Raw genomic sequence first — 22033 nt, 5'->3', positions numbered from 1 at the left:
CGGCAGGACGCCGGTTCTCACCGCGCCAGGTGCCATTCGCCTTGCCGGACCGTCAGGACGCCCAGTGCCTGCGGCTGCAACCCGGAGTGCTCGGTGGCGCTGAAGCGGACGGGCCCGCTCGCCCCGTCCAGGGCCGCGGTCTCGATGGCGTCGCGGATCCGCTCGCTGTCGGTGTCCCGGCTGGCAGCGTCGGCGATGACCTGGAGTGCGTCGGCGGCGAACGAGGCGAACCCGGAATAGGTGCCGTGGGCCTGTTCATAGGCGGTGACCCACTGCTTCTGCACCGCTCCGGCGGCCGTGCTCGCGTCGATCTCGTCGGTGGCCAGCACTCGGGGGAAGGCCATGTTGGTGCCTTCGGCGGTGTCACCCGCGCCCTTGACGAACAATTCCGCACCCGCGCCGGCGTCGAGGTAGACGGCGCCTTGGAAACCGGCGTCGTGCAGCTCGCGCACGATGGTGCCCGCTGCCGGCATGACGGCCCAGATGACGACGGCGTCCGGCTTCGCGGCGATGACCTTGCCTACTTGGACGGTCATCGTGGTGTCGGTCTGCGCGAACTGCTCGGCGGCGACGACATCGATGCCGAGCTTGGCGCTCTCCTGCCTGATCGACGTCTCGCCGTCCTGACCGTAGACGTTGTTGACGGCGATGAGTCCGATTTTCTTGATCGATGCGGCGGCCACGTGGGTGGCGATCACCGTGGCGTCCTGTGCCGGATTCGGGGCGATCTTGAAGACGTACCGGCGTTCGGTGACGGGTGTGGTGATGGCGCTGGCCGAGGCGAGCGCGATGGTGGGCATGTGATTCTCGGTGATGGCCGGCATCGCCGAGACGACGCAGGCGCTGCACCCACCGGTGATGAGCGCGGCCACCCTCTCGTTCTTGATCAGGTCGTTGACCGCGGCGACCGCGGTGTTGTTGTCGGTCCGGTTGTCCCGGATGACGAGCTTGATCTTTCTGTCGCCGAGCGTGCCGCTGTCGTTGAGCTGCTGGGCCTTGAGTTCCAGCGCCTTCTTGTACGTGCTGCCGATCGATGCTGTCGGGCCGGAGAGTTCGAGACTCGCGCCGATGACGATCTCGGCGCCGGCCTGCGCGCCGGTTGCCTCGTCAGCTGCACAGCCCCCGGCGGAGGCCGCCAGGATCACAGCGCTGACGGTTGATACGAGGGCAAGTGGCCTCACGGTGTCACCTTTCGTGGAGATGGTAGTGGTAGTGGTTCTTGGGACCGGGATGTTTCACCCAGATAGGCCGCCCGGACCTCGGGATCGGTACGGAGATCGGCCACGTCACCGGTGCGCCGGATCAGCCCGCGGTCGAGTACGTAGCCGCGCTGCGCCACCCGGAATGCGGTCTCGGTGTTCTGCTCGACCAGCACGATCGCCGTGTGGCCACCGGTCAGTCCGGTGAGGATGTCGGTCACCTCGGCCACCACGATCGGGGCCAGGCCGAGCGTCGGCTCGTCGAGCAGCAGAACGTCGGGGGCCGCCATCAGAGCACGCCCTATCGCGACCATCTGCTGCTCTCCGCCGGACAGCGAGCCGGCCCTCTGCCGACGGCGCCGCGCCAGCACAGGGAAACGGTCGTAGACATCGACCAGGGCGCGGCGGACTGCCGTACGCCCGCGGCCGTGGCCGCCGATCAGGAGGTTGTCCTGCACGGACAGGCCGCTGAACACGTGGCGCCCTTCCGGTACGAGCGCCAGTCCGGCCCGCGCGCGCTTCTGCACAGGCCACCGGGTGACGTCGTGGCCTCTGAGCCGTATGCTGCCGCGGGTCGCCGCGACCAGACCGACGAGCGTCTTGAGCAGGGTCGTCTTTCCCGCCCCGTTGGCACCCACTAGGGTGACCGCCTCACCCGCACGGACCGTCAGGTCGACTCCGTGCAGGGCTTCGATATGGCCGTAGCCGGCGGCCACGCCACGGGCTTCGAGCACATACTCAGTCATCGTGGCTCCCGTCGCTGCCGAGGTACGCCGCACGCACCGCGGGATCGGTGACGATGTGCTCCGGGGCTCCGTCGGCGAGCACCGTGCCGTGGTGCAGGACGATCACGCGGTCGCTGATCCGTAGCACGCTCGGAACGTCGTGCTCGACGAGCAGCACGGTCACACCACGTCCGGGCAGGCGGGCGAGCAGGTCGAGCAGGTCCGCGCTCTCGCCGAGGGTGAGCCCGGCGAGCGGTTCGTCGAGTAGCAGCAGCCGGGGCGCGGTGGCGAGCGCCCGGCCGATCTCGAGACGGCGCTGCAGGCCGTACGGCAGTTCCGCGGCGTACCGGTGCGACTGCCCGCCCAGCCCGACCTCCGCGAGGATCGCCTCGCCCCGAGCGCGCCTGTCCGCCGACCGGATACCGAACCGGTCGCGCAGCCTGCGGGTGTCGTCCGTACGTCGATACGGCACGAGCACGTTGTCCAGCACACTGAGTGAACCGAAGATCTCCAGGTTCTGGTAGGTCCGCGCGACACCGGCACGGGCGATCCGGTAGGTCGGCAGCCGGCTGATGTCCTGTCCGTCGAGCCGGATGGTTCCGGCGGTGCCGTGCAGCACCCCGGAGAGCACGTTGATCAGGGTGGACTTGCCGGCACCGTTCGCCCCGATGAGGCCGACGACACCACCGGCCGTGTGCCGCAGCGAAACCCCGGCGAGCGCGGTCACCCCACCGAAGCGCACGGTCAGGTCGTCGATCTCCAGCAGCGCGCCGGTCATGACAGCGCTCTCGCGGTGGCGGCGGTCCGGCGGCGCTCCACGGTATGCCGCACCGTGCGGCCGGCCGCGGCGAAGGCGCCCACGAGGCCGTCGGGCAACAGCAGCAGTGTCAGGATCAGAGCAGCGCCGTAGATCGTCAACTCGTAGGTTCCGCCGGTGCCGGGTAGGTACTGTTTGGACAACTGCGACAGGGAGATGACGGTGAACGCGCCGAGCGCCGGTCCCCAGACGGACCGTGTTCCGCCGACGGTGACGATGATGAGCAGTTCGACGGAACTGAGCAGACCCATGATGCCGGGGTCGATGTAGCGGTACCAGTACGCGTATCCGCTGCCGGCTATCGAGGCGAGCACCGCGGCGAGCACGAACGCGGCACGCCGGAGCCGGGCGATGTCCACCCCGCTTCCAGCGGTGGCCAGAGGGCTGTCGCCGGCGGCGGTCAGCGCACGGCCGAACCCCGAACGCAGCAGGCAGTCGACCGCGAGGACGCAGAGCACCAACATGCCGGCGAACGCGTAGAACACCGACAGGTCGCCGTCGAGCCGGATGCCGAACGCCTCCAAGGGCGGGATCCCGGCGACACCGGCGTTGCGCCCGGTCACCGGCAGCTGTCCGGCGAGGGCGCTCAGCGCGATCCCCAGTGCAAGGGTTGCCAGCGTCAGGTAGTGGCCCTGGGCACGGAAGATGGCAAGCCCCAGCAGCCACGCCAGGGCACCGGCGAGTACCGCGCCGCAGGCCATCGCCGTCCACCCGTCGATGCCGTACCGGGTGGAGAGGACCGCCGAGGTGTAGCCGCCGATGCCGTAGAACGCGGCCTGACCGAGCGATACCTGCCGTGCCAGCCCGGTGAGCGGGACCAGCCCGAGGGCGCCGATGGCCAGCATCACCATGAGCACAGCGGTGGAGAGGGTGTAGAACGGCATCCGGGTGAAGAGGGCCGGAGCGGACAGGACGACAGCCGCGAAGACTCCGTGAGCCGCGCAGCGTTTCATACCGGGCGTCATGAGCCGCTCCGCCGCAGCAGGCCGTGCGGCCGCAGCATGAGGGTCAGCAACAGCACCGCGAAGACGATCACGTCGCGGTAACCGCTGCTCAGGTAGCCGGTCACGCCGGCCTCGACGAGACCGACCACGAGCCCGCCGACGACCGCCCCGAACAGTGAGCCGAGGCCGCCGATCACCGCGGCGGTGAATCCCTTGAGCCCGAGAGCGACACCGATCGTGGCGTCCGGGGGCTGCAGCGGAGCCAGGACGATCCCGGCGGCGGCTGCCAGAGCCGCGGCCAGCAGGAAGGCCAGCAGACTCATCGCCTGTGGAGAGACACCCATGAGTCGTGCGGTGTCCCGGTCCATGGCCGTCGCGCGCAGCATCCGGCCCCACGACGTACGGTTCAGCAGAAGCCACAGTCCGGCGACCGCCCCGGCCGTGAGCACCGCGCACCAGACGTACTGGGTGGAGAACGACGTGGTCAGAAACTGGACCCGGCTCTCACCGCTGAACGGTGGCGCGAAGTGCTGATCGGCGCCGAAGGCGGTCAGGCAGAGGCCCTGCACGAGGATCGACGCACCGATGGTGAGCATGATGAGCCGGTCGGGACCCGCCGCACGGGCGGGAGCGATGATCAACACCTGCATGGCCACACCGGCGGCCACCGTCCCGGTCACCGCCAGCGAGATCGCAAGCGAGACCGGCAGGCCGCCCTCGTAGCCCAGGGCGTAGAGCAGCGCGCCCAGCATCACGAACTCCCCCTGCGCGAAGTTGATGATGCCGGTGACCTGATGGACCAGAGCGATGCCGACGCCGACCAGGGCATAGGTGGTGCCGGCCGCCAGGCCGGCGACCGTGAAGTCCACGAGTGGGGACATGAGATGGGTTTTCCTTACGAGATCCGGGCAGGCTGCCGCACGGCACGGTGCGGAGCAGACGGCCGGTGACGCGCCAGGGTCGGCGCAAGGTCATGATTTGTCGCGAAGACGATCAGAAAGAAGGCCACGCATGATCACTGGCTCGGCGAGCGCGAGAACTCCCGCGGCGCTCGTGCTGACGGCTCGTAGGTCCCGCGCGTAGAGCTCATGGGCAGCGCGGTCGCGGCCAGGCCGAGCCAGCCCACCGGTGCCGCCGCGTACGGCTGGAAGTACGGTGCTGCTCTCGCGCACGATCCACGGGGTCGCACAGGCGGCACCCACGAGCAGGCCGGCGGCGGCCGGCAGGATCGCAACGCCATACGCTGGGCGATCATGGTGTGGTCGGCGAAGGGCCCGCCGCGGGGTGAGTGAAGTGACGACGCAGCCGTGGACGGCCGCGTACGACGGCGACAGCCCCTGGTGGGCAGGGGTGGAACGGCACGTGAGCACTCGGAGCTGCCACATTCACAGCCTCATGTCTGTGGAGGTAAGAGATGACATTCGACCCCCGGGGCGGCAGAACCACGGTCGCCGTCGTCTTCGGCGGTTCCGGCACCGGCTACCAGGACTCCTGCGAATCCGCAGCGAACGTGCTGAACAATCTCGACCGGCAACACTTCGCCTGCCTGCCGGTCTGTGTCACCCCGCAGGGCAGGTGGAACGTCGGACGTGAGGTGTCCGACGCGATCCTGCTCGACGGCACGCTGCTGAGCGATCTCACCGACCAGTGGGCCGTCGAGCAGTTCCACTTGCCCGACGACATCGCGAGGACGGCGGCCGCGCTGGCCACCGTGGATGTCGCCCTGTCCTGCGTACGTGAGTGCGACAGCAGGGCGGGCATCCTGCGCGCGATGCTGGAGATCGCCCATGTCGCCCAGGCGGGTTTCAGCGCCACGGCCACGCTGGTCGCCGCGGACCGGGAACGCGTCCGGGAGTACCTGACCGCCGACGGCATCAGCGTGATGCCCGGCACCGTCCTGCACGACGACTGGACGGTGTCTCCCACCGACCGCACCGCCTTGGGCCTGCCCGTCTTCGTCAAACCGTGCCGCGTCCGACGGGGTCCGGGCCTGAGCCTGGTGACCGACTGGGCGGACTTGGCCGACGCGATCGGTCTGGCCCGCACGGTCGACAGCAAAGTACTGGTCGAGGCCGCCACGACCGGGCCGCGGGTCAGCGTGGCGGTGCTTCAGCACGCCGACGGCCGGCTGTCGGCCAGTCCCGCGTTCGAGCCCGGTACCTCCGGTGGCTTCGCGGTCGCTGCTCTGCCGCCCGGCATCCACGAACGGCTGGCGGACCTCGCCTGCGCGGTTTTCCGGTCCCTGGACTGTGCCGGCCTGTTGCACGTCGAGTTCACCCTGCACCACACGCCCGCCGGCATGTTCCCGGCCGTCCTCGAGGTCGACGTGGCCCCCGGCCTGCATCCGACCGCGCCGGTTCCCCGAATGTGGGCCGAGGCCGGTGTCCCGCTCGCCCGCATTCTGGAGACGGTGCTGTCCACTGCTCTGGTCAACCGTTCACGTCAGGACTGGGTGAGCCTCTGAACCGCTGAGCAGATCTTCCAGAACCACCTGGTGTGCCGAGAGGGCCGCGGCAATGCTGCCCACGGGCCGTCCAGGTGGGACTGTGGTCCAGTCGCCGCTGCAGGTCGTTCATGGACGCCGACACGGCGTGCCGGCCGGCCCACGCGGTGGAGTCCGGCCGGCGGGACCGAGATCAGCGGAGAGCCAGGGCGACGAACTGGGTGACCTCCCGCGGATGGAAGCCGTCGTCACTCACCAGAAGCAGAACCCGCTCACCGGTCGGCAGGAGCGGTCCCCAGGCCATCCCTTCGAGGTTGTCGAGCCACGGCAACGGGAGTTCGTCGAAGTCGATCAGCAGCCGCTTGCGCAGTGCCACCCCGGACACACCGGCGAGCGCGTCGACGTGCAGGACGTCCACCGCCCCGTGCAACGTCACCTCGAAGAGCCACACCTTGAATCCGTGGCCGGGCATGAAGGTACGTTCCAGCACGAGCAACCGGTCCACGGAGCCGGGATAGGCGAGAACCGCCGACACACCGTGGGCGGGGCGGCCCTCGGTGGGCGGCTCGGTGAAGAGCGGCTCCTGCCGGTAGGCATACTGGCCGAGTGTCCGGCCCCGGCGGTTCTGCACGGATATCCGGGACAGCGCCCCGACTTCGGTCGTCGACAGCGGACCGTCCTGGAGCAGTGGCCCTTCGAGAGCGCTGATGAACAGCGCACCCCGGGCCGCGAAGGTGATGGACTCCAGCGAGTAATTGCGCCGTGGCCCGATCGATTCCCCATGTTCCAGATAGTTCGCGGGTAGCGGGAAGAATCCGCGGTGGCGCCCGTCGGGTGCGGCGATGTGGACGGAACAGGCGGCGATCTCCTCGCCGTCCTCGGTGGCCTCCCCGCGCGTGCCCTCCTGGGACCACCAGTAGTCTCCGGTCCGCGGATCGACGCGGATGTCCTCCGGGTCGATCGAAGCGGCACCGGCGGCCGAGAACGCCGGGAACGGTTGCCCTTCCGGGTCGAGCAACGTGTGAACGCCGGTGATGCGGACCTCACTGGGCCCATGCTCGTCGACATCGATGACAGCCGTGTAGAACCGCGCCGGATGCAGCTCGGAACGATCGTCGCTGATGATCACCCATCGTCCCGACCGGTGGTCGAAGTCTATTCCCGAGAGGCCCCCCACGGTGGTGCCCTCGAACTGCATACGGTGCGGGAGGATCCGTTCTCCCAGGAAACGGATTCCGGCCACGCCGTCACGTTTCTCCGGATCAATTGTTCGCATGCCGCGAAGCTAGGGACGCGGGGTGTCCGAAGTGGAGTTCGTGACGGCTCACCCCGACGGCTGCGGGGGCGCCCACTCGGCAGTACCGGATTCGCTGGGGTTCGCCGCGATCGAGACGCCGGGCGACATGCGCCGCCGCCACCTGAGCCCGCTCCTCGACGGCCTCGACCCGCCCCGGGCGCAGCCGCTCCCCTGATCCGCTCCGTTTCGGGCGGCTACGCATTCGGTTGCATTCCCGTTACCGGAGGAGATCGACGATCAAAATATCGATCTTCAGGATTGGTACGTCTATAGCGTCGACCCCACTTCAGGCTTCTGACCGATTTGGAGTCTCCGTTGACGCTCTCCTCCCCCGGCAGGTCCGTGCCGGTTCTCCTCGCCGCCGTGACCGCGCTGGCCATGCTCCCACCGGGCCCGGCCGCCGCGACAGAACCGGCGGCCGTCGCCGAAGAACAGGCAGCCGCCGCAAAGGTGCGGGCAGCAGCCGCGACGGGACAGACGGCCGCCGTCAAGGAACAGACGATCACGCTGATCACCGGCGACAAGGTCACCGTCCGGCCCGGCGGCACCACCGTGCAGGGACCGGACGGCGAGCAGATCGGCGCCCGCATCACCACGATCGGCCCGGACACGTACGTCTATCCGGAGAGCGCCCTGCCGTATGTCGGCACCGGGCTGCTCGACAAGCGCCTGTTCAACATCACCCTGTTGACCCGGGACGGGTACACCGACAGGCTGCCGGTCATCCTCGGGTACGAGAACGCCACGCTCGCCAAGCGTTCCGGCGCACTGCCCGACGCCGCCACCGAGGTCCGCGCGCTGCCCAGCATCCACGGCCGGGCGGTGAACACCGACCGTTCCCGGGCCGGGGACTTCTGGACCTCGCTGACCGGGACGGCACCGGCCACCGCCACGGCGAAGGCGAAGGCGACGACGGGCGCCACCTTCACCAACGGCATCACCAAGGTCTGGCTGGACGGCAAGGTCCACACCACTCTCGCCGACAGCGTCGCCCAGATCGGCGCCCCCGAAGTCTGGGCCGGTGGCAACACCGGTGACGGCGTCGACGTCGCCGTCCTGGACACCGGCATCGACCCGGAACACCCCGACTTCGCCGGCCAGATCGAGTCGGCCGTCAGCTTCGTACCCGGGGAGGAGGTCGCCGACGGGAACGGCCACGGCACGCATGTCGCGTCCACCATCGCCGGCACCGGCGCCGCCGCCGGTGGCGTCGAGAAGGGCGTCGCGCCCGGCGCCGACCTGCAGATCGGCAAGGTCCTCGACAACAGCGGCTCCGGCCAGGACTCGTGGATCGTGGCCGGTATGGAGTGGGCCGCCCGCGACCGCAAGGCCAAGGTCGTCAGCATGAGCCTGGGCGGTGACCCGACCGACGGCACCGACCCGATGAGCGTGGCCGTCAACGAGCTCAGCGCCGAGACCGGCGCCCTGTTCGTGATCGCGGCCGGCAACAGCGGACCGTTCGAGCAGACCGTCGGGTCGCCGGGCGCCGCCGACGCCGCCCTGACCGTCGGCGCGGTCGACGGCGACGACGAACTCGCCTCGTTCTCCAGCCGCGGGCCGCGGGTGGCCGACGGCGGGCTCAAGCCGGAGATCACCGCGCCCGGCGTGGACATCGTGGCCGCCGCCTCGCACTACACCGGCATGGGCGACGACAAGTACCGGACGATGAGCGGCACCTCGATGGCCACCCCGCACGTGGCCGGGGCCGCCGCGCTGCTCGCCGCCCAACACCCCGCCTGGACCGGTACGCAACTCAAGGACGCCCTGGTCAGCACGGCCAAGGAAACCCCGGACTACGACGCCTACACCGGTGGCAGTGGACGCCTCGACGTCGCCGCGACCACGAAGGCCACCGTGTTCGCGAGCGCATCGGCATACCTGGGCATCCACCCGCTCGAGGACGAGCCGACCGGCCGCACCGAGAAACCGATCACCTACACGAACCTGGGGGCGGCCGACGTCACCCTGGCGTTGAAGATCGACGCTCCGGGCGTACCCGAAGACCTGGTCTCTCTGTCGTCGCCCAGCGTGACCGTCCCGGCGGGAGGGACCACGACGGTGACCCTCAGTGCCGACCTGGACGGGCTGGCGGCGAAGGGCCGCTGGACCGGAAGTGTCGTCGCCACCAACGCCGCCGGCACCCGGCTGGCCGACACCATCATCGGGATCAGCACCGAGAACTCGCCGAAGCACCTGGTCATCGCGCCGACCGACCGCAGCGGCAAGCCGATGCCCGCCGACATCAACCTGATCCGGGAGGGCGACGAGCCCGGCACCTACTACAACATCGTCACCCTCGACGGCAGCCCGGTCGACCTGCTGCTGCCGGAGGGTAAGTACTCGGTGTGGACGTGGGGTGCGGTCGAGGGCAGCCACGGCCCGAACTCCCGCGGCATGGCCCTGCTGACCGAACCCGACCTGATGGTCGACGGCAACACCACGCTGGAGATGACGGCCAGCACCACCCGGGAGATCCAGGCGATCACGCCGAAGCCGTCCGCGACCGCCGAGCTGCGCCTCGACTACCACCGCGAGCTGGGCGACTCCGCGTCGGCGACCGACTCCTACCTGCTCCCCCGCTACTACGACAGCATCTGGACCACGCCCGGTGTGACGGCCGACGACGGCGACATGTCGATCACCGCCCGCTGGCGCAAGATCCAGCCGACGCTCGCCGTCGACGACTTCGACGACCTGCTCGTGCTGCCCGGCACCACCCTGCCCGCCGAGGGCACGCGGCGCATCGAGGCCGTGTTCGCCGGCACCGGAACAGCAGCCGAGTTGGCGGCCGCCAAGGCCAAGAACAAGATCGCCGTGGTACGCCAGAACGACCTCGACGAGCAGGTGGCGGCAGCCGAGGCGGCCGGTGTGGCACTGCTGCTGGTCGTGACCAGCGAGACCGGTCGCTGGGAGGACGCGACCAGCCGGACCCCGCTCGCCGCGGCCGCGCTCACCAAGGACGGCGGCGAGAAACTGATCACCCGGCTCGGCAAGGGGCGGGTCACGCTGACCGTCACCGCCCACCCGACGACCGACTACCTGTACGACCTGGTCCGCTACTGGCCGTCCGGCGTACCGAAGTCACTCGTCTACCGGCCGGGCGAGCGTGACCTGGCCCGCGTCGACGTCGACTTCCAGAACACCTCGGACCGGGCACTGCAGGAACGCCGCTACGACACCAACCCGGACACGACGTTCAAGGTGGGCACCACGCTGCCGATGCTGGCCGACCGGTTCCGCACCGACTGGCTGACCCCCGGCGACGACATCCGCTGGTCGGCCGAGATGAACGACATGCAGACCTCCCAGCGCAGCGGCAGCACCACCTACCGGGCAGGCAGCCGGACCAGCGAGAAGTGGCTGGCCGCGATCGTCCGCCCGCGGATCACCGACGCCGGCACGCTCCCCCGCCGCGACGGCGACCGGATCGTGGTCGAGGTCCCCGGCTGGGGCGACTCGGGCGCGAACCACGCCGGCGACACCGTCCCGGAGGGCGGCGGCCAGACGGTGACCCTCAGCCAGGGCGACACGGTGATCGAGAACAACGGGTGGGGCTGGATCGACAGCAACCGGAACCTGAACCCGGCCCGGCTGCCCTACCGGCTGACCACCACGACCACCGGAACGCTGCCCACGCGTACCGACTGGGACTTCGTGTCCGGGGAGGGCACTGCCCGGCTGCCGCTGATCCAGCTGGACTACCTGGTCGACACCGACCTGGCCGACAAGGCGTCCCGGACGGCCGGCATCACCGTCGTACCGTCCCACCTGCCCGGCGCCCCGAGCAGTTCCACCATCACCACGGTGACGCTGGACGTGTCCTACGACGACGGCGCCCACTGGACGAAGGTGAAGCTGACCAGGACGAAGGCCGGCTGGACGGGCGGGCTGCGGGCCCCGAGGAGCGCACAGACGGTGACACTGCGGACCGCCGCGAAGGACACCGGCGGCAACCGGGTCGAACAGACCATCACCCGGGCCTTCGGTCTGAAGTGACATCGCGGGGCCGCCCCACCCTCGTCGACCAAGATCGATAGGCTCTGCCGTTGTGAAGATGGCATTCGATCCGAACCGGTCCACGCCCCCGACGGACGGCTACCGCTGGGCCCGGGCAAGCGGCGGTCACATCCCGCCCGGCGCGGTCCCGCACGGTTACGAACAGGACGGAACCCCGCTCTGGGTGTGCCGGGCCCACATGTACGGCGGGCTGCACCCCGGCAAGGTCCGGCCCGCCCTGGGCATGGCCGGCATCGCCTGGGACGGCGAAGAGCTGGGCGTCCCCGACTACGAGGTGCTGATGGACCGCGGCGTGTGGGGCATCGCCCACGGGGGTGAGGTGCCCGCGGACGCGTACCAGGTGGGCTGGGAGAGCAGCGGCGAACCGCTGTACACGGCCCGCGCGGCGGTCGACGGCAGCAACCTGCAGCTCGGCAAGCTGCGGCGCGAGTTCGGCGCGGCCAACATCGGCTACGGCAACAGCGAGCACAAGATTCACGCGTACGAGGTGCTGCTCCACCCCGCACCCCGGTACTGAAACGGCCGCCCCGGCGATCGAGGTCTCCACGGACCCGGTCGCCGGGGCGCCGCTACGCTGGGGCGGTCCGATGCTGGTCACCTGGTTGTGGGAGCACATGTCCTACCTGCGGATCGACTCCTCCCTCCGGGACGACCCCTCTCTCCGGGACGACTCCCCACTCCGGCCCGGCGGTTCTCTCCGGAACGACTCCTCGCTCCGGGCCGGCGGCTTTCTCCGGATCGGCGGCGTCGATCTCTACTCGGAGATCGCCGGAGACGGTGATCCCGTGCTCCTGCTGCACGGCGGTTTCTGCTCGCTGGAGTCACTGCGTGCCCAGTCCGACGCGCTCGCGACGGACCACCGGGTCCACGCCTTCGAACGGCCCGGTCACGGCCGGTCGGCCGACATCACCGAGGAATACGGGTACGCCCGGATGGTCGCCGACACCCTGACCTACCTCGACGCCGTGGGCCTCGAATCGGCGCACGTCGTAGGCTACAGCGACGGCGCGATCATCGGGCTGCTGCTCGCCCTCGACCACCCGGCCCGGGTCCGCTCCCTGACCATGATCAGCGGCAACCTGGACCCGTCGGCGTTCACCGACGCCGCCGGGGCACTCGGCGAACTCACCACGACGGCGGAGCCCGGCCCGGACATGGAACGCCTGCACTACGAACGCCTGTCGCCGGACGGGCCGGAGCATGCTGACCGCGTACTCGAGAAGCTCTTCCGCCTCTGGAACACCGAACCGCACATCGACCCGCAAGAGCTGGCCCGCATCACCGCGCCGGTGCTGGTGATGTCCGGCGACCGGGACACCATCCGCCCCGGCCACAGCCTGCTGATCGCCAGGTCGATCCCCGGCGCGCAGCTGTGTGTCGTGCCGGGCACCAGCCACAACCTCGTCGCCGAACGTCCCGCCCTGATCAGCATGATCATCCGCGACTTCCTCGCCGCTCACCACAGCGCCCCTGCCGGCGGTTGACAGTCGACCCGTCCCGCCACCACACCTCGTCCCGCCGCCACCACACCTCGTCCCGCGGCGTCCCGCCTCCCGCCGCCGATCGTGGCGCACTGACCCCCGCCGGGGGTGGCTGACGCACCACGATCGTTGCTGGGCCGCCCGCCGGCAGTCCCCCGTCCGGGTGTTTCAGCAGGTCGAGGGACGGGCACCTCACCAGCAGCGAGCTGGGAGGTAAGTTGTGACGACAAATGCGGCGCATGGCGGCGGGCCGGCCGGATCACCCTCGACGGGCGATCTGGTGAACCAGGCAGCAGCGCAGATCTCCACACTGGTACGCGACGAACTCGCCCTGGCCAAGCTGGAACTGGCCGAGAAGGGCAGACGAGCAGGCGTCGGCGGCGGCCTGGTCGGCGGAGCCGCGGTCCTAGGCTGGTTCGGCCTTGGCCTGCTGGTGACCCTGGCCGTGGTATTGCTGGACCTGGCGTGGCCGCTGTGGCTGTCCATCCTGGCCGTCATGGTGGTGGTGTTCGCCGCCGCAGCGGTCGCCGCGTTCCTCGGCCGGCAGAAGCTGACCGCCGCCGTCCCGCCGACCCCGACCGACGCCGTCGCCGGCGTGCAGGCCGACGTGCGCACCGTCCGGGACGCGGCGAAGCAGGGACGGCACGCATGAGCAAGGCTGCCAAACTCGCGTACAAGCCGGTCGGTCTGCTCCTCGGCGCGGGCGCCGGCCTGGCCGCAGGCCTGATCTTCAAACAGATCTGGAAAGTCGCCGGCCACGACGACGACGCGCCGCACGCGACCGACCCCGACCGCGGCTGGGGCGAGATCCTGCTCGCCGCCGGCATGCAGGGTGCCATCTTCGCCATCGTCAAGGCCGCCGTCGACCGGGCCGGCGCGGTGGGCGTCCACCGAGCCACCGGCGAGTGGCCCGACTGACCAGTTCCCGCCGCGTACCCCCACGATCAACACCAAGTGGGGGTACGCCCGGAGCACCGTCCCCTCCCCACGGCTGAACCGGTCGCCGGCGGACCTGGCCGAAGGCTGACGCATCGCCGGGCTGATCGATACCCTCCGGCGGTGACCATCGAGGATGCCGAGGAGCTGCTGTCGCGGCCCTTTCCCCGCGAGCTGCCGGACGTCGGCGACTGGCTGGAGGGCGCAGCGCAGAGCGGGGCCAACGCACACTTCGTTCCCCTCGCGGTGTTCGCGAGCCTGCACGACACGCCCGCCGACTACGACGACACCGCATGGCCGCAGCACGTGGAGGCCTTCCGCCGGTTCGAGCAGCAGCGGCAGGAGATCGTGGTGGCGCTGACCGCCCGGTGGGGACCGCCCCGGCAATACTCGTTCCGCACGGCATTCGAACGGGTCGTGGCCGGCGACGACAGCGTCTCGAGCCTGGAATTCGACCTCGCCATGTTCGCCGGCGACCAACCGGTACCGGCCTGGCCGCACGGCGATCGCGTTGTCGCGCTGCTCCTCGGCCAGATGGACAAGGAATTCCCGATCGTCCTGACCGTCGCCGCCATCAGCGCGGATGTCAGCGGGCTTGCTGCCGTGTGAGGCACGAACGACGAAGCCATCTGGCTTTTTGCGACAGTTCGTCGCAATGTTTACGACAGGTTGTCGCATAGAGAAGGGTGGCGTAGTGGCAAAGCAGGCAATGAGCGCGGGTGCGGGCAAGCTGGTCGTCGTGACCGGGGCCTCCACGGGCATGGGGGCGGCGGCCGCCCGCGAACTGGCCCGCCGGGGATTCCACGTCCTGGCCGGCGTGCGACGGGACAGCGACGGTGACGCCATCCGGGCGGCCGGCGTCGAACCCGTCATCCTCGACATCACCGAGCCGGAGCACGTGGCCGCGCTCGCCGCCCGGATCGCCGCCGACACCCGTGCGGTGCACGCGCTTGTCAACAACGCCGGCATCCAGGTGAACGGGCCGGTCGAAGCGCTGCCGATGGAGCAGTGGCGATGGGTGTTCGAGGTCAACCTGTTCGGCCACATCGCCGTCACCCAGGCGCTCCTGCCGGCACTGTTGCGCAGCAGGGGCCGCGTGATCAACATCAGCTCGATCGGTGGCCGGGCCGCCATGGCGACCTACGGTGCGTACGCCGGCGCGAAGTTCGCCCTGGAGGCGGTCAGCGACTCGTTGCGCCGGGAGGTCGCGCCGCTGGGCGTCGACGTCATCGTGGTCGAGCCCGGCGGCGTCCGCACCGAGATGGCCGCCCGCGGGGTCGCCACGGCGAACGACCTGGCCGCGCGGATGACACCGGAGCAGGCCGAACGCTACGACGGTTTGGTCCGGGCGAACAACGCCCTGATGTCCTCGGGCACCGCATCGGGCCTGACCGCCGAGGCCGCCGCCCGCGTCGTCGTGAAGGCCGTGACGACCCGCAGGCCACGGTCCCGCTACACCGCCGGACGGGACGCTGCCATGATCATCCCGCTGACCCGGATACTGTCCGACCGCACGCTCGACCGTATTCTCGCCGCCAACCTGCGCCGCCACTACCCGAAGCAAGCCGCCGCGTAGCGAAGAAAGGGAGTGAGAATGCCGCGTATCCGGGGAGTCAACCTCGAGGAGCACCACGAGCTGGTGTGGGCCGACCTCGCCGAGGCGATACGGCAGCTGCTGCTCGAACGCGACTACGAGTCGATCAACATGGGCCACATCGCCGCCCGGGCCGGGCTCGCGCGCAACACCCTGTACAACTACGCGACCGACAAGAGCGCCCTGATCCTTGCGCTGACCGAGCGGCGGGGCCGGCCCACGGTCGAGCGCGTGACCGGCATCGCCGCGCGGGACGCGGAACCGGCGGCACAGCGCATGCTGAAGATCATCCAGGTGGTCCTGGAGGCGTTCCGGGACCCCGCCATGCAGTTGATGTTCCGCCCGGGCTCCCACATGCCCACCGCCGGGGCGCCGAAAGGACCGGGCAATCCGTTCCACGCCGTCGTGGTCGAGGTGGAGCATGTTGTACGCGACGGAGTGGCCCGCGGCGAATTCCGCGACGTCGGCGACCCGCACCTCACCGTGGAGCTGCTGTCCGGTGTCATGCGCGCCGGCGCGGAGCGCATCGGCCGTGACCCGGCCGCCTTCGACGCGACGGTCCGGGCAGTCCAAGAGATGATCTTCGCTGCCCTGACCACTCAAGCCTAGACACGTTCCGTGGTCAGGGTGCGAAGCCCGTCCGCGTGGTGACTTCGGGCGCGCTGGACGCCCGAAGTCACCACACCGGTGGGGGTGTGGTGAATACGGGCGCGCTGGACGCCCCAACTCACCACACCCGCGGCGGTGTGGTGAATACGGGCGCGCTCCACGCCACAAATCACCACACCCGCGGCGGTGTGGTGAATACGGGCGCGCTGGACGCCCCAACTCACCACGCGGACCCCGATGACGAAACGTGGTTAGAACGAGGTGATGCGGGCGTCCCGGAAGGTCACCGTGGGGGTGCCGTCGGGGTCGAAGCCCATCGCGCCGAACGTGACCCGTCCGGCGTCCGGGGCGTCCAGGCCCTCCTTCTCGAGGTCGACGTTCAGGGCGTTCTTGTCGTCGAGGGAGATGGTGGCTCCGGCACCGATCATGATGATCTGGAGGCGGTGTTCGCCAGGGGTTCCGAACTGTATCTGGGACGCTCCCACGGTGCCGGTGTCGACCCAGGAGTCCTGGATGTATTCGCCGTCGATCTGCCGGCCCAGGTGGATGATCTCGGGGCAGACGTAGAGGGCGTAGCCGTCGCCGGCGGCGTCACGGCGGAAGTAGGCCGTGGCGCACACGTTGTCGCCGATGTCGACCGTCACCTCGATCATCACGTCGGTGAAGGACCTGGCCGGTCCGGTGCAGGCCACCTCGTTGCGGGCCCGCACGAGCAGGCCGTCGTCGAAGCGGCAGCCCGCGGTGCCGGTGCCGGATTCCTTCCAGGACTTGCGGGCGGTCAGCGGGTCGACGATGTCGGCTATCTCGTCGGCGGTCACGGGCCGGCCTTCGCCGCTGTCGTCGCCCGCGTCGCCGACCACCGCCGGCGACGCCACGGGCGACGACACGGGCGACGCCACGGGCGACGACGCAGCGGACGAGGACTGCTGGGCGAGGGTCGTCCCGGCCCAGGCGCCGGCCAGCCCGAGCACCAGAACCACCGCGACGGACCCCGCCACCAGACCCCGCCGACGGCCTTTTCGCAAGGCGGACGTCGGCAGCACCGTGGTCCGCTGGGCCGCCTCGGAGGCGAGACGCACGTCCACGGGCAACGGCGCCTCGGTGTCCGTGCCCGTGGTCAGCAACAGGTTGAGCAGTTCCGGCGCGGTCGGGCGGCGGCCCGGGTCCTTGTCCAGCGCGCGCTCGACGATGCCGGCCAGCCGGGGCGGCAGGCCCTCCAGCGACGGCGGCTGGGTGAGGATCCGGCCGGCGATGGCGACCGGGGTGTCGGCGTCGAACGGGCTGCGGCCGGTTGCCGCGTACGCGATCAGCGCCCCCCAGGCGAAGATGTCCGCCGCCGGTGTGGGCCGCTGGCCGGTGTCCGGGTCGAAACGCTCCGGTGACATGTACGCCAGGGTGCCCACGACCTCCTGCGTGCCGGTGAGGTCGGTGGCGGCGTCGACGCCCTTCGCGATCCCGAAGTCGATCACTTTCGGCGAGCCGTACGCGAACATCACGTTGGCCGGTTTCAGGTCACGGTGGACGATGCCGGTGCGGTGGATGGCGACCAGTGCGGACGCCACTCCGACGGCGACGCTGTGCAGGCTGCCGCCCCGCAGTGGGCCGTTGCCGCGGACCACGTCGGCGAGGCTGGGCCCGTCGACGTATTCGACCACCAGGTACGGGGTGTCGTGTTCCGGGTCGGCGTCGAGGACTTCCGCGGTGCAGAACGACGGGACTTCGCGGGCTTTCGCCACCTCGCTGCGGAACCGGGCCCGGAACTGTTCCTGCCGCGCGTACTCCGCCTTGATGACTTTGATCGCGGCCTGTCGCCCGTCGCCGTCGCGGCCGAGGAAGACCGCGCCCATGCCGCCTTCGCCGAGGCGGGCGACGAGCTGGTAGCGGCCCAGGAACCGCGGGTCGTCCGGGCGCAGGGGTGTGGGCACGCGGACACTCTAGGCGGTGATCCGGACGTCCCGGAAGGTCACCTCCCCGGACCATGCGACGTCCTGAACCTCCGATGTACGCACCGCGCCGAAGGTGACCCGGCCCCCGCCGCTCGCCGGCAGGGTGCCGCGTACCGCCTCCGTGCCGTCCACGGACACGACGGCCACGTCGCCGGTCACGTGGATGTCGATGAGGTTGTCGCCGGTGGCCGGGCGCAGCGGCTGCTCGGCGACATCGTCCTCCCCGGACGTCAGGGCGACCGTGGTGGGACACACGCGGACACCGTCGGCGGCCCGGAACCGCACGATCGCGCAGACGTCCGCGCTCAGCAGCGCCTGCACCTGGATGTGCTGGTCGCCGGCGAGCACCGGGCCGGTGCCGGGCTTGCAGATCACGGTCGCCGCGTCGACGGTCCGGACCAGCAGCCCGTTGTGGAACCGGCAGCCCTTCTCACTGTCTCCGGAGGCGACCCAGGTCCCCTGTTCCTGCAGCGAGTCCTCGACGACCAACGAGGCGCTGGGCCGCGGTGGGGTTGGCGACGCGGCGTCGGACGCACCGAGCCGCAGGCCCACGCCGGCACCGACCGCGGCGAGGACCGTGAGGGTCGCGAGCACCGCCACCAGCCGGCCGGGACGCCGCCGTGGCCTGCGCGACGCCGCCTTCGCCGCCCGGGTCACCGCGATCGGCATGGTCGCCTCCGCACCGGGATCGGCGCCGAGCAGCATGTCGAGCAGTTCCGGAGCGCTCGGGCGCTGCCGCGGATCCTTCGCGAGGGTCCGTTCGACGATCTCTTTCAGCGGGTACGCGAGACCGTCCAACCGTGGCTGCTGGGTGAGGATGCGGGCCAGTGTGACGGCCGGGGTGTCGCCCGCGAACGGGGTGGTGCCGGTCGCCGCGTACGCGATCAGGGTCCCCCACGCGAAGATGTCGACGGCTTCGGTCAGTTCCCGGCCGTATTCGGGGGAGAGGCGTTCCGGGGCCATGTAGGCGAGGGTGCCGACCACCGTGGACGTGCGGGTGTGGTGGCTCGTCGGGTCGACGGCCTTGGCGATGCCGAAGTCGATCACCTTCGGGGAGCCGAACGCGAACAGCACGTTCGCCGGTTTCAGGTCGCGGTGCATGATGCCGGCGCTGTGGATGGCGACGAGCGCGGACGCCACGCCCACCGCGGCGCTGTGCAGGTTGCCGCCGGTCAGCGGCCCCTGCCGGCGGACGAGGTCGGCGAGGCTGGGCCCGTCCACGTATTCGACCACCATGTACGGCGGGTCGTGGTCGGGGTCGGCGTGGAGGACCTCGGCGGTGCAGAACGCGGGGACCTCGCGGGCCCGGCTCACCTCGCTGCGGAACCGTCCCCGGAACTCCCGGTCGCCGGCGTGCTCCGGCTTGATGATTTTGACGGCGACGAGGCGGCCGCCCGGGTCGCGGGCGAGGAGGACGGCACCCATGCCGCCCTCGCCGAGACGTCCCACCATCTCGTACTTGCCGAGCGACCGCGGATCCCCGGGGTGCAGCGGTGAACTCACGCCGCGCACCCTACCGGTCAGGCCGGGCGCGCGGTCGGGGCCCGGTCAGCAGCCGGGCCGCCATGACCGCCACGGCCGCCGGCAGCTGCCACGGCGAGAACGGCAGGGCCAGCTGGATCAGGGCCGCCGCCAGCAGCAGGTCCAGGGCGGTGCCGAGCGCCGCCCGCACCCGGCGGGTGATCAGCAGGGTCACCGTGCCGGACACCAGACCGGCCAGGACACAGACCATTGCGGCGTACGCCAGGACGGTGGTCACCGCCGTGCCCGTTCGTCGTCGTGATCCAGTTCGGCCCGCTCCTGCTTGATCTCGCGGTCGAGGAAGAAGTTGAGCGCGGTCCGGATCGCCGCGACCGCCGCCAGTTCGGCGATCTCCCGCAGCGTCGGTGCGATCGCGGTCCGCAGGATGTCCGAGGCCAGCTGGAACTCCAGGCCCAGCGCGAGGAACCGGCCCAGGCCCAGGCGCACCGGCACGAAGCTCGCGGCCCGGCGGTCGCGCAGCCCGACGACGACGAACCGTCCGAAGGCGATCATCGCCCCGACGAAGATGATCAGCGCACCGGCGACCTCGACCACCCGGACCAGCATGTCCACGGCCTGCGACAGCCACGGCTCCCCGAAGATCTCATCCATGTCGCGGGGACTGCCCGTTCGCGGCGGTGGTCAAGCCTGCCCGCGCGGGTTCAGCCGGTGGACGCCGGGAACGTGTCGGAGCCCAGCACGGTGAGCAGGGCGAGTTTGTCGTAGCTGTCGGTGCCGGGGGTGGCGGTGAAGATCAGCAGCGATTGGCCCTGGTCCGGGTCGAGCAGCGTCTGGCAGAACAGGTCGAGGCGCCCGACCTCGGGGTGGACGAACCGTTTGGCGTTGCTCCAGCGCAGGCCCACCTCCTGGCGGTCCCACAGCGCGGCGAACTCGGGGCTGAGCCGCCGCAGGTCGGTCACGAGCGCCGCGGCGGGCGAGCCGGCGCCCTGCGCGGCGCTGATCGCCCGGGCGATCGACACGTACACCCGGCTGTTCTCCGGGTGGTCGTCGGCCAGGTACCGGGACCGGGAGGCCGGGTCGGTGAACCAGCGGTAGAGGGCGCTGCGGTCCCGGCCGGCGTACCGGGTCTCGTCGCCGAGCAGCGCCACCGCCGGGGGTGTCTGCCGCAGCGTCTCGCCGAGCGGGCCGATGACCTGCGCCGGGGTGTCCTGCAGCCGATCCAGGACGCGCAGCAGACCCGGGCTGATGTGCGCGTCGCCGAGGGTCCGCGACGGCAACCGGTGCCCGCACAGCAGGAACAGATGGTCCCGTTCGTCCGGGGTCAGCCGCAGCCCCCGGGCGATGGCCGCGGCCATCTGCGGCGACGGCTGGGATCCGCTGCCGCGTTCCAGCCGGGCCAGGTAGTCGGCCGACATGTCGCACAGCTCGGCGACCTCCTCCCGGCGCAGACCGGTCGTGCGCCGGCGCGGGCCGCGGCGCAACCCGACGTCCTCGGGTTGCAGGGCCTCACGGCGGCCACGCAGGAACGCGGCCAGGGCGGTGTTCGTCATCGGCTTCCCCTCTCCCACCCCATCGTCCGGCAGGCGTACGCCGTTATCCACGCCCTGTCGTTCAGTGGCTGAGCTGGTCCTTCATCCGCCCGCCCACCGGAGCGTCCACTGGTGGGCACCCCGACCGAAGGAACCCGCCGTGAAGAACTGGACCGCCGACCGCCTGCCCACCCTGACCGGTACCACCGTGGTGATCACCGGTGCGACCGGGGGCATCGGCCTGATCACCGCCCGCGAACTGGCCCGCGCCGGCGCCACCGTCGTGCTGGCCGCCCGTGACGTCGACAAGGCGCACCGGGCGATCGCGAGCCTGCCGGGTGACGTCACCGTCCGCCGGCTCGACGTCGCCGATCTGGATTCGGTGCGCGCGTTCGCGGACGCGTACCCCGGAAGGATCGATGTTCTGATCAACAACGCCGGGGTGATGGACATCCCGGCGGCGCGCACCCCGCAGGGCCTCGACGTGCAGACCGCGACGAACTACTTCGGGCCGTTCCTGCTGACCACCCTGCTGCTGCCGCGGATCACCGGCCGGGTGGTGACCGTCGGCAGCCAGCTGCACCGCTTCGGCAGGCTCGACCTCGACGACCTGGACTGGCGCACCCGTAGGTACAACGGGCTGGCCGTCTACGAGGCGTCGAAACTCGCCGTCGTCCTGTTCTCCCTGGAGTTGCAGCGCCGCCTCGACGAGGCCGGCAGCACCGTCCGCTCGATCGTCGCGCACCCCGGCATCGCCCGGACCGGCCTGGTCGCCCACTCCCCCCTCGGGTTCATCAACCGGGTGCCGTTCCTGGTCCAGGACGCCGAGCACGGCGCGCTTCCGCTGTTGTACGCGGCCACCCAGGACGTGCCCGGAAACGCCTACGTCGGGCCGGACGGGCTGTTCGGCTTCACCGGGTACCCGCTGGTCCGCAAGCCCAGCCGGGCCGGACAGGACCCGGCCGTCGCCCGCCGGCTGTGGCAGGCGACCGCCGCGCTCACCGGAGCCTGACC

At 70.7% G+C, this 22033-nt stretch carries 22 protein-coding genes; 11 read left to right on the top strand and 11 right to left on the bottom strand.

The features are described 5' to 3' along the window. Positions 1–17: 17 nt before the first annotated feature. From QSK32_RS41240 to QSK32_RS41220, 5 genes are read right to left on the bottom strand one after another with little or no spacing between them, the layout of a single operon-like run. On the bottom strand, positions 18–1181 hold the full coding sequence (locus tag QSK32_RS41240) for an ABC transporter substrate-binding protein (protein WP_285475029.1): 1164 nt from the start codon (positions 1179–1181) through the stop codon (positions 18–20). Further along, a complete protein-coding gene (locus QSK32_RS41235; RefSeq protein ID WP_285475028.1) occupies positions 1178–1945 on the bottom strand; it encodes an ABC transporter ATP-binding protein in 768 nt (255 codons plus the stop codon). The genes QSK32_RS41240 and QSK32_RS41235 overlap by 4 nt, the downstream gene beginning before the upstream one ends. Beyond that, positions 1938–2702 carry an ABC transporter ATP-binding protein gene (locus QSK32_RS41230; RefSeq protein WP_045743934.1) on the bottom strand — a complete coding sequence of 255 codons (765 nt, stop codon included), beginning with the start codon at positions 2700–2702 and terminating at the stop codon, positions 1938–1940. Before QSK32_RS41230 ends, QSK32_RS41235 begins: the two co-directional genes overlap by 8 nt. Further along, a complete protein-coding gene (locus QSK32_RS41225; RefSeq protein WP_045743933.1) occupies positions 2699–3706 on the bottom strand; it encodes a branched-chain amino acid ABC transporter permease in 1008 nt (335 codons plus the stop codon). The genes QSK32_RS41230 and QSK32_RS41225 overlap by 4 nt, the downstream gene beginning before the upstream one ends. Further along, complete coding sequence (locus QSK32_RS41220; protein WP_285475027.1) at positions 3703–4566, bottom strand: branched-chain amino acid ABC transporter permease; 864 nt, start codon at positions 4564–4566, stop codon at positions 3703–3705. Before QSK32_RS41220 ends, QSK32_RS41225 begins: the two co-directional genes overlap by 4 nt. Positions 4567–5099: 533 nt before the next feature. Here QSK32_RS41220 and QSK32_RS41215 point away from each other — a divergent pair. Continuing rightward, the gene (locus QSK32_RS41215; protein WP_285475026.1) at positions 5100–6149 is read left to right on the top strand and encodes a D-alanine--D-alanine ligase family protein; all 1050 of its coding nucleotides are present in this window, start codon (positions 5100–5102) and stop codon (positions 6147–6149) included. Between the two features lie 172 nt (positions 6150–6321). On the opposite strand, the gene QSK32_RS41210 is transcribed toward QSK32_RS41215, so the two are convergent. Then, positions 6322–7404, bottom strand: a complete 1083-nt coding sequence (locus QSK32_RS41210; RefSeq protein ID WP_285475025.1) for an esterase-like activity of phytase family protein — start codon at positions 7402–7404, stop codon at positions 6322–6324. Positions 7405–7426: 22 nt separating this feature from the next. Here QSK32_RS41210 and QSK32_RS41205 point away from each other — a divergent pair, with 22 nt between their 5' ends. The 9 genes from QSK32_RS41205 to QSK32_RS41165 all read left to right on the top strand — a co-directional run bounded on the left by QSK32_RS41205 (position 7427) and on the right by QSK32_RS41165 (position 16062). Next, positions 7427–7600 (top strand): hypothetical protein, encoded by a 174-nt coding sequence (locus QSK32_RS41205; protein WP_285475024.1) that lies wholly within the window; start codon positions 7427–7429, stop codon positions 7598–7600. Positions 7601–7740: 140 nt separating this feature from the next. Continuing rightward, complete coding sequence (locus QSK32_RS41200) at positions 7741–11421, top strand: S8 family serine peptidase (RefSeq protein ID WP_285475023.1); 3681 nt, start codon at positions 7741–7743, stop codon at positions 11419–11421. Between the two features lie 58 nt (positions 11422–11479). Next, entirely contained in the window at positions 11480–11959 is a 480-nt protein-coding gene (locus QSK32_RS41195) for a DUF3421 domain-containing protein (RefSeq protein ID WP_285475022.1), read from the top strand. Positions 11960–12029: 70 nt separating this feature from the next. Then, positions 12030–12926 (top strand): alpha/beta fold hydrolase, encoded by an 897-nt coding sequence (locus QSK32_RS41190; protein WP_285475021.1) that lies wholly within the window; start codon positions 12030–12032, stop codon positions 12924–12926. Positions 12927–13203: 277 nt separating this feature from the next. Continuing rightward, entirely contained in the window at positions 13204–13575 is a 372-nt protein-coding gene (locus QSK32_RS41185; RefSeq protein WP_285475020.1) for a phage holin family protein, read from the top strand. Beyond that, positions 13572–13841, top strand: a complete 270-nt coding sequence (locus QSK32_RS41180) for a DUF4235 domain-containing protein (protein ID WP_045743926.1) — start codon at positions 13572–13574, stop codon at positions 13839–13841. Before QSK32_RS41185 ends, QSK32_RS41180 begins: the two co-directional genes overlap by 4 nt. 141 nt (positions 13842–13982) lie before the next feature. Beyond that, positions 13983–14468 carry a hypothetical protein gene (locus QSK32_RS41175; protein ID WP_045743925.1) on the top strand — a complete coding sequence of 162 codons (486 nt, stop codon included), beginning with the start codon at positions 13983–13985 and terminating at the stop codon, positions 14466–14468. 85 nt (positions 14469–14553) lie between these two features. Next, on the top strand, positions 14554–15435 hold the full coding sequence (locus tag QSK32_RS41170) for an SDR family NAD(P)-dependent oxidoreductase (RefSeq protein ID WP_211275426.1): 882 nt from the start codon (positions 14554–14556) through the stop codon (positions 15433–15435). Positions 15436–15453: 18 nt separating this feature from the next. After that, complete coding sequence (locus QSK32_RS41165; RefSeq protein ID WP_045743923.1) at positions 15454–16062, top strand: TetR/AcrR family transcriptional regulator; 609 nt, start codon at positions 15454–15456, stop codon at positions 16060–16062. A gap of 251 nt (positions 16063–16313) precedes the next feature. On the opposite strand, the gene QSK32_RS41160 is transcribed toward QSK32_RS41165, so the two are convergent. From QSK32_RS41160 to QSK32_RS41140, 5 genes are read right to left on the bottom strand one after another with little or no spacing between them, the layout of a single operon-like run. Beyond that, a complete protein-coding gene (locus QSK32_RS41160; protein ID WP_285475019.1) occupies positions 16314–17987 on the bottom strand; it encodes a serine/threonine-protein kinase in 1674 nt (557 codons plus the stop codon). Between the two features lie 9 nt (positions 17988–17996). After that, a complete protein-coding gene (locus QSK32_RS41155) occupies positions 17997–19511 on the bottom strand; it encodes a serine/threonine-protein kinase (RefSeq protein WP_285475018.1) in 1515 nt (504 codons plus the stop codon). A 10-nt stretch (positions 19512–19521) separates the two neighbouring features. Beyond that, on the bottom strand, positions 19522–19767 hold the full coding sequence (locus QSK32_RS41150; protein WP_285475017.1) for a hypothetical protein: 246 nt from the start codon (positions 19765–19767) through the stop codon (positions 19522–19524). Then, positions 19764–20141 carry a DUF1622 domain-containing protein gene (locus QSK32_RS41145; RefSeq protein ID WP_045743921.1) on the bottom strand — a complete coding sequence of 126 codons (378 nt, stop codon included), beginning with the start codon at positions 20139–20141 and terminating at the stop codon, positions 19764–19766. The genes QSK32_RS41150 and QSK32_RS41145 overlap by 4 nt, the downstream gene beginning before the upstream one ends. 50 nt (positions 20142–20191) lie before the next feature. Continuing rightward, entirely contained in the window at positions 20192–21040 is an 849-nt protein-coding gene (locus tag QSK32_RS41140) for a helix-turn-helix transcriptional regulator (protein ID WP_285475016.1), read from the bottom strand. Positions 21041–21179: 139 nt separating this feature from the next. Between QSK32_RS41140 and QSK32_RS41135 the strand changes: the two genes are divergently transcribed. Then, the gene (locus QSK32_RS41135; protein ID WP_285475015.1) at positions 21180–22031 is read left to right on the top strand and encodes an SDR family NAD(P)-dependent oxidoreductase; all 852 of its coding nucleotides are present in this window, start codon (positions 21180–21182) and stop codon (positions 22029–22031) included. Positions 22032–22033 lie beyond the last annotated feature (2 nt).

The sequence above is a fragment of the Actinoplanes sp. NBRC 101535 genome, from assembly GCF_030269225.1.
GTDB classification, from domain to species: Bacteria; Actinomycetota; Actinomycetes; order Mycobacteriales; family Micromonosporaceae; genus Actinoplanes; species Actinoplanes rectilineatus.
Note: the sequence above shows the minus strand (reverse complement) of the source record. Positions and strands in the feature narration are given on the sequence as shown.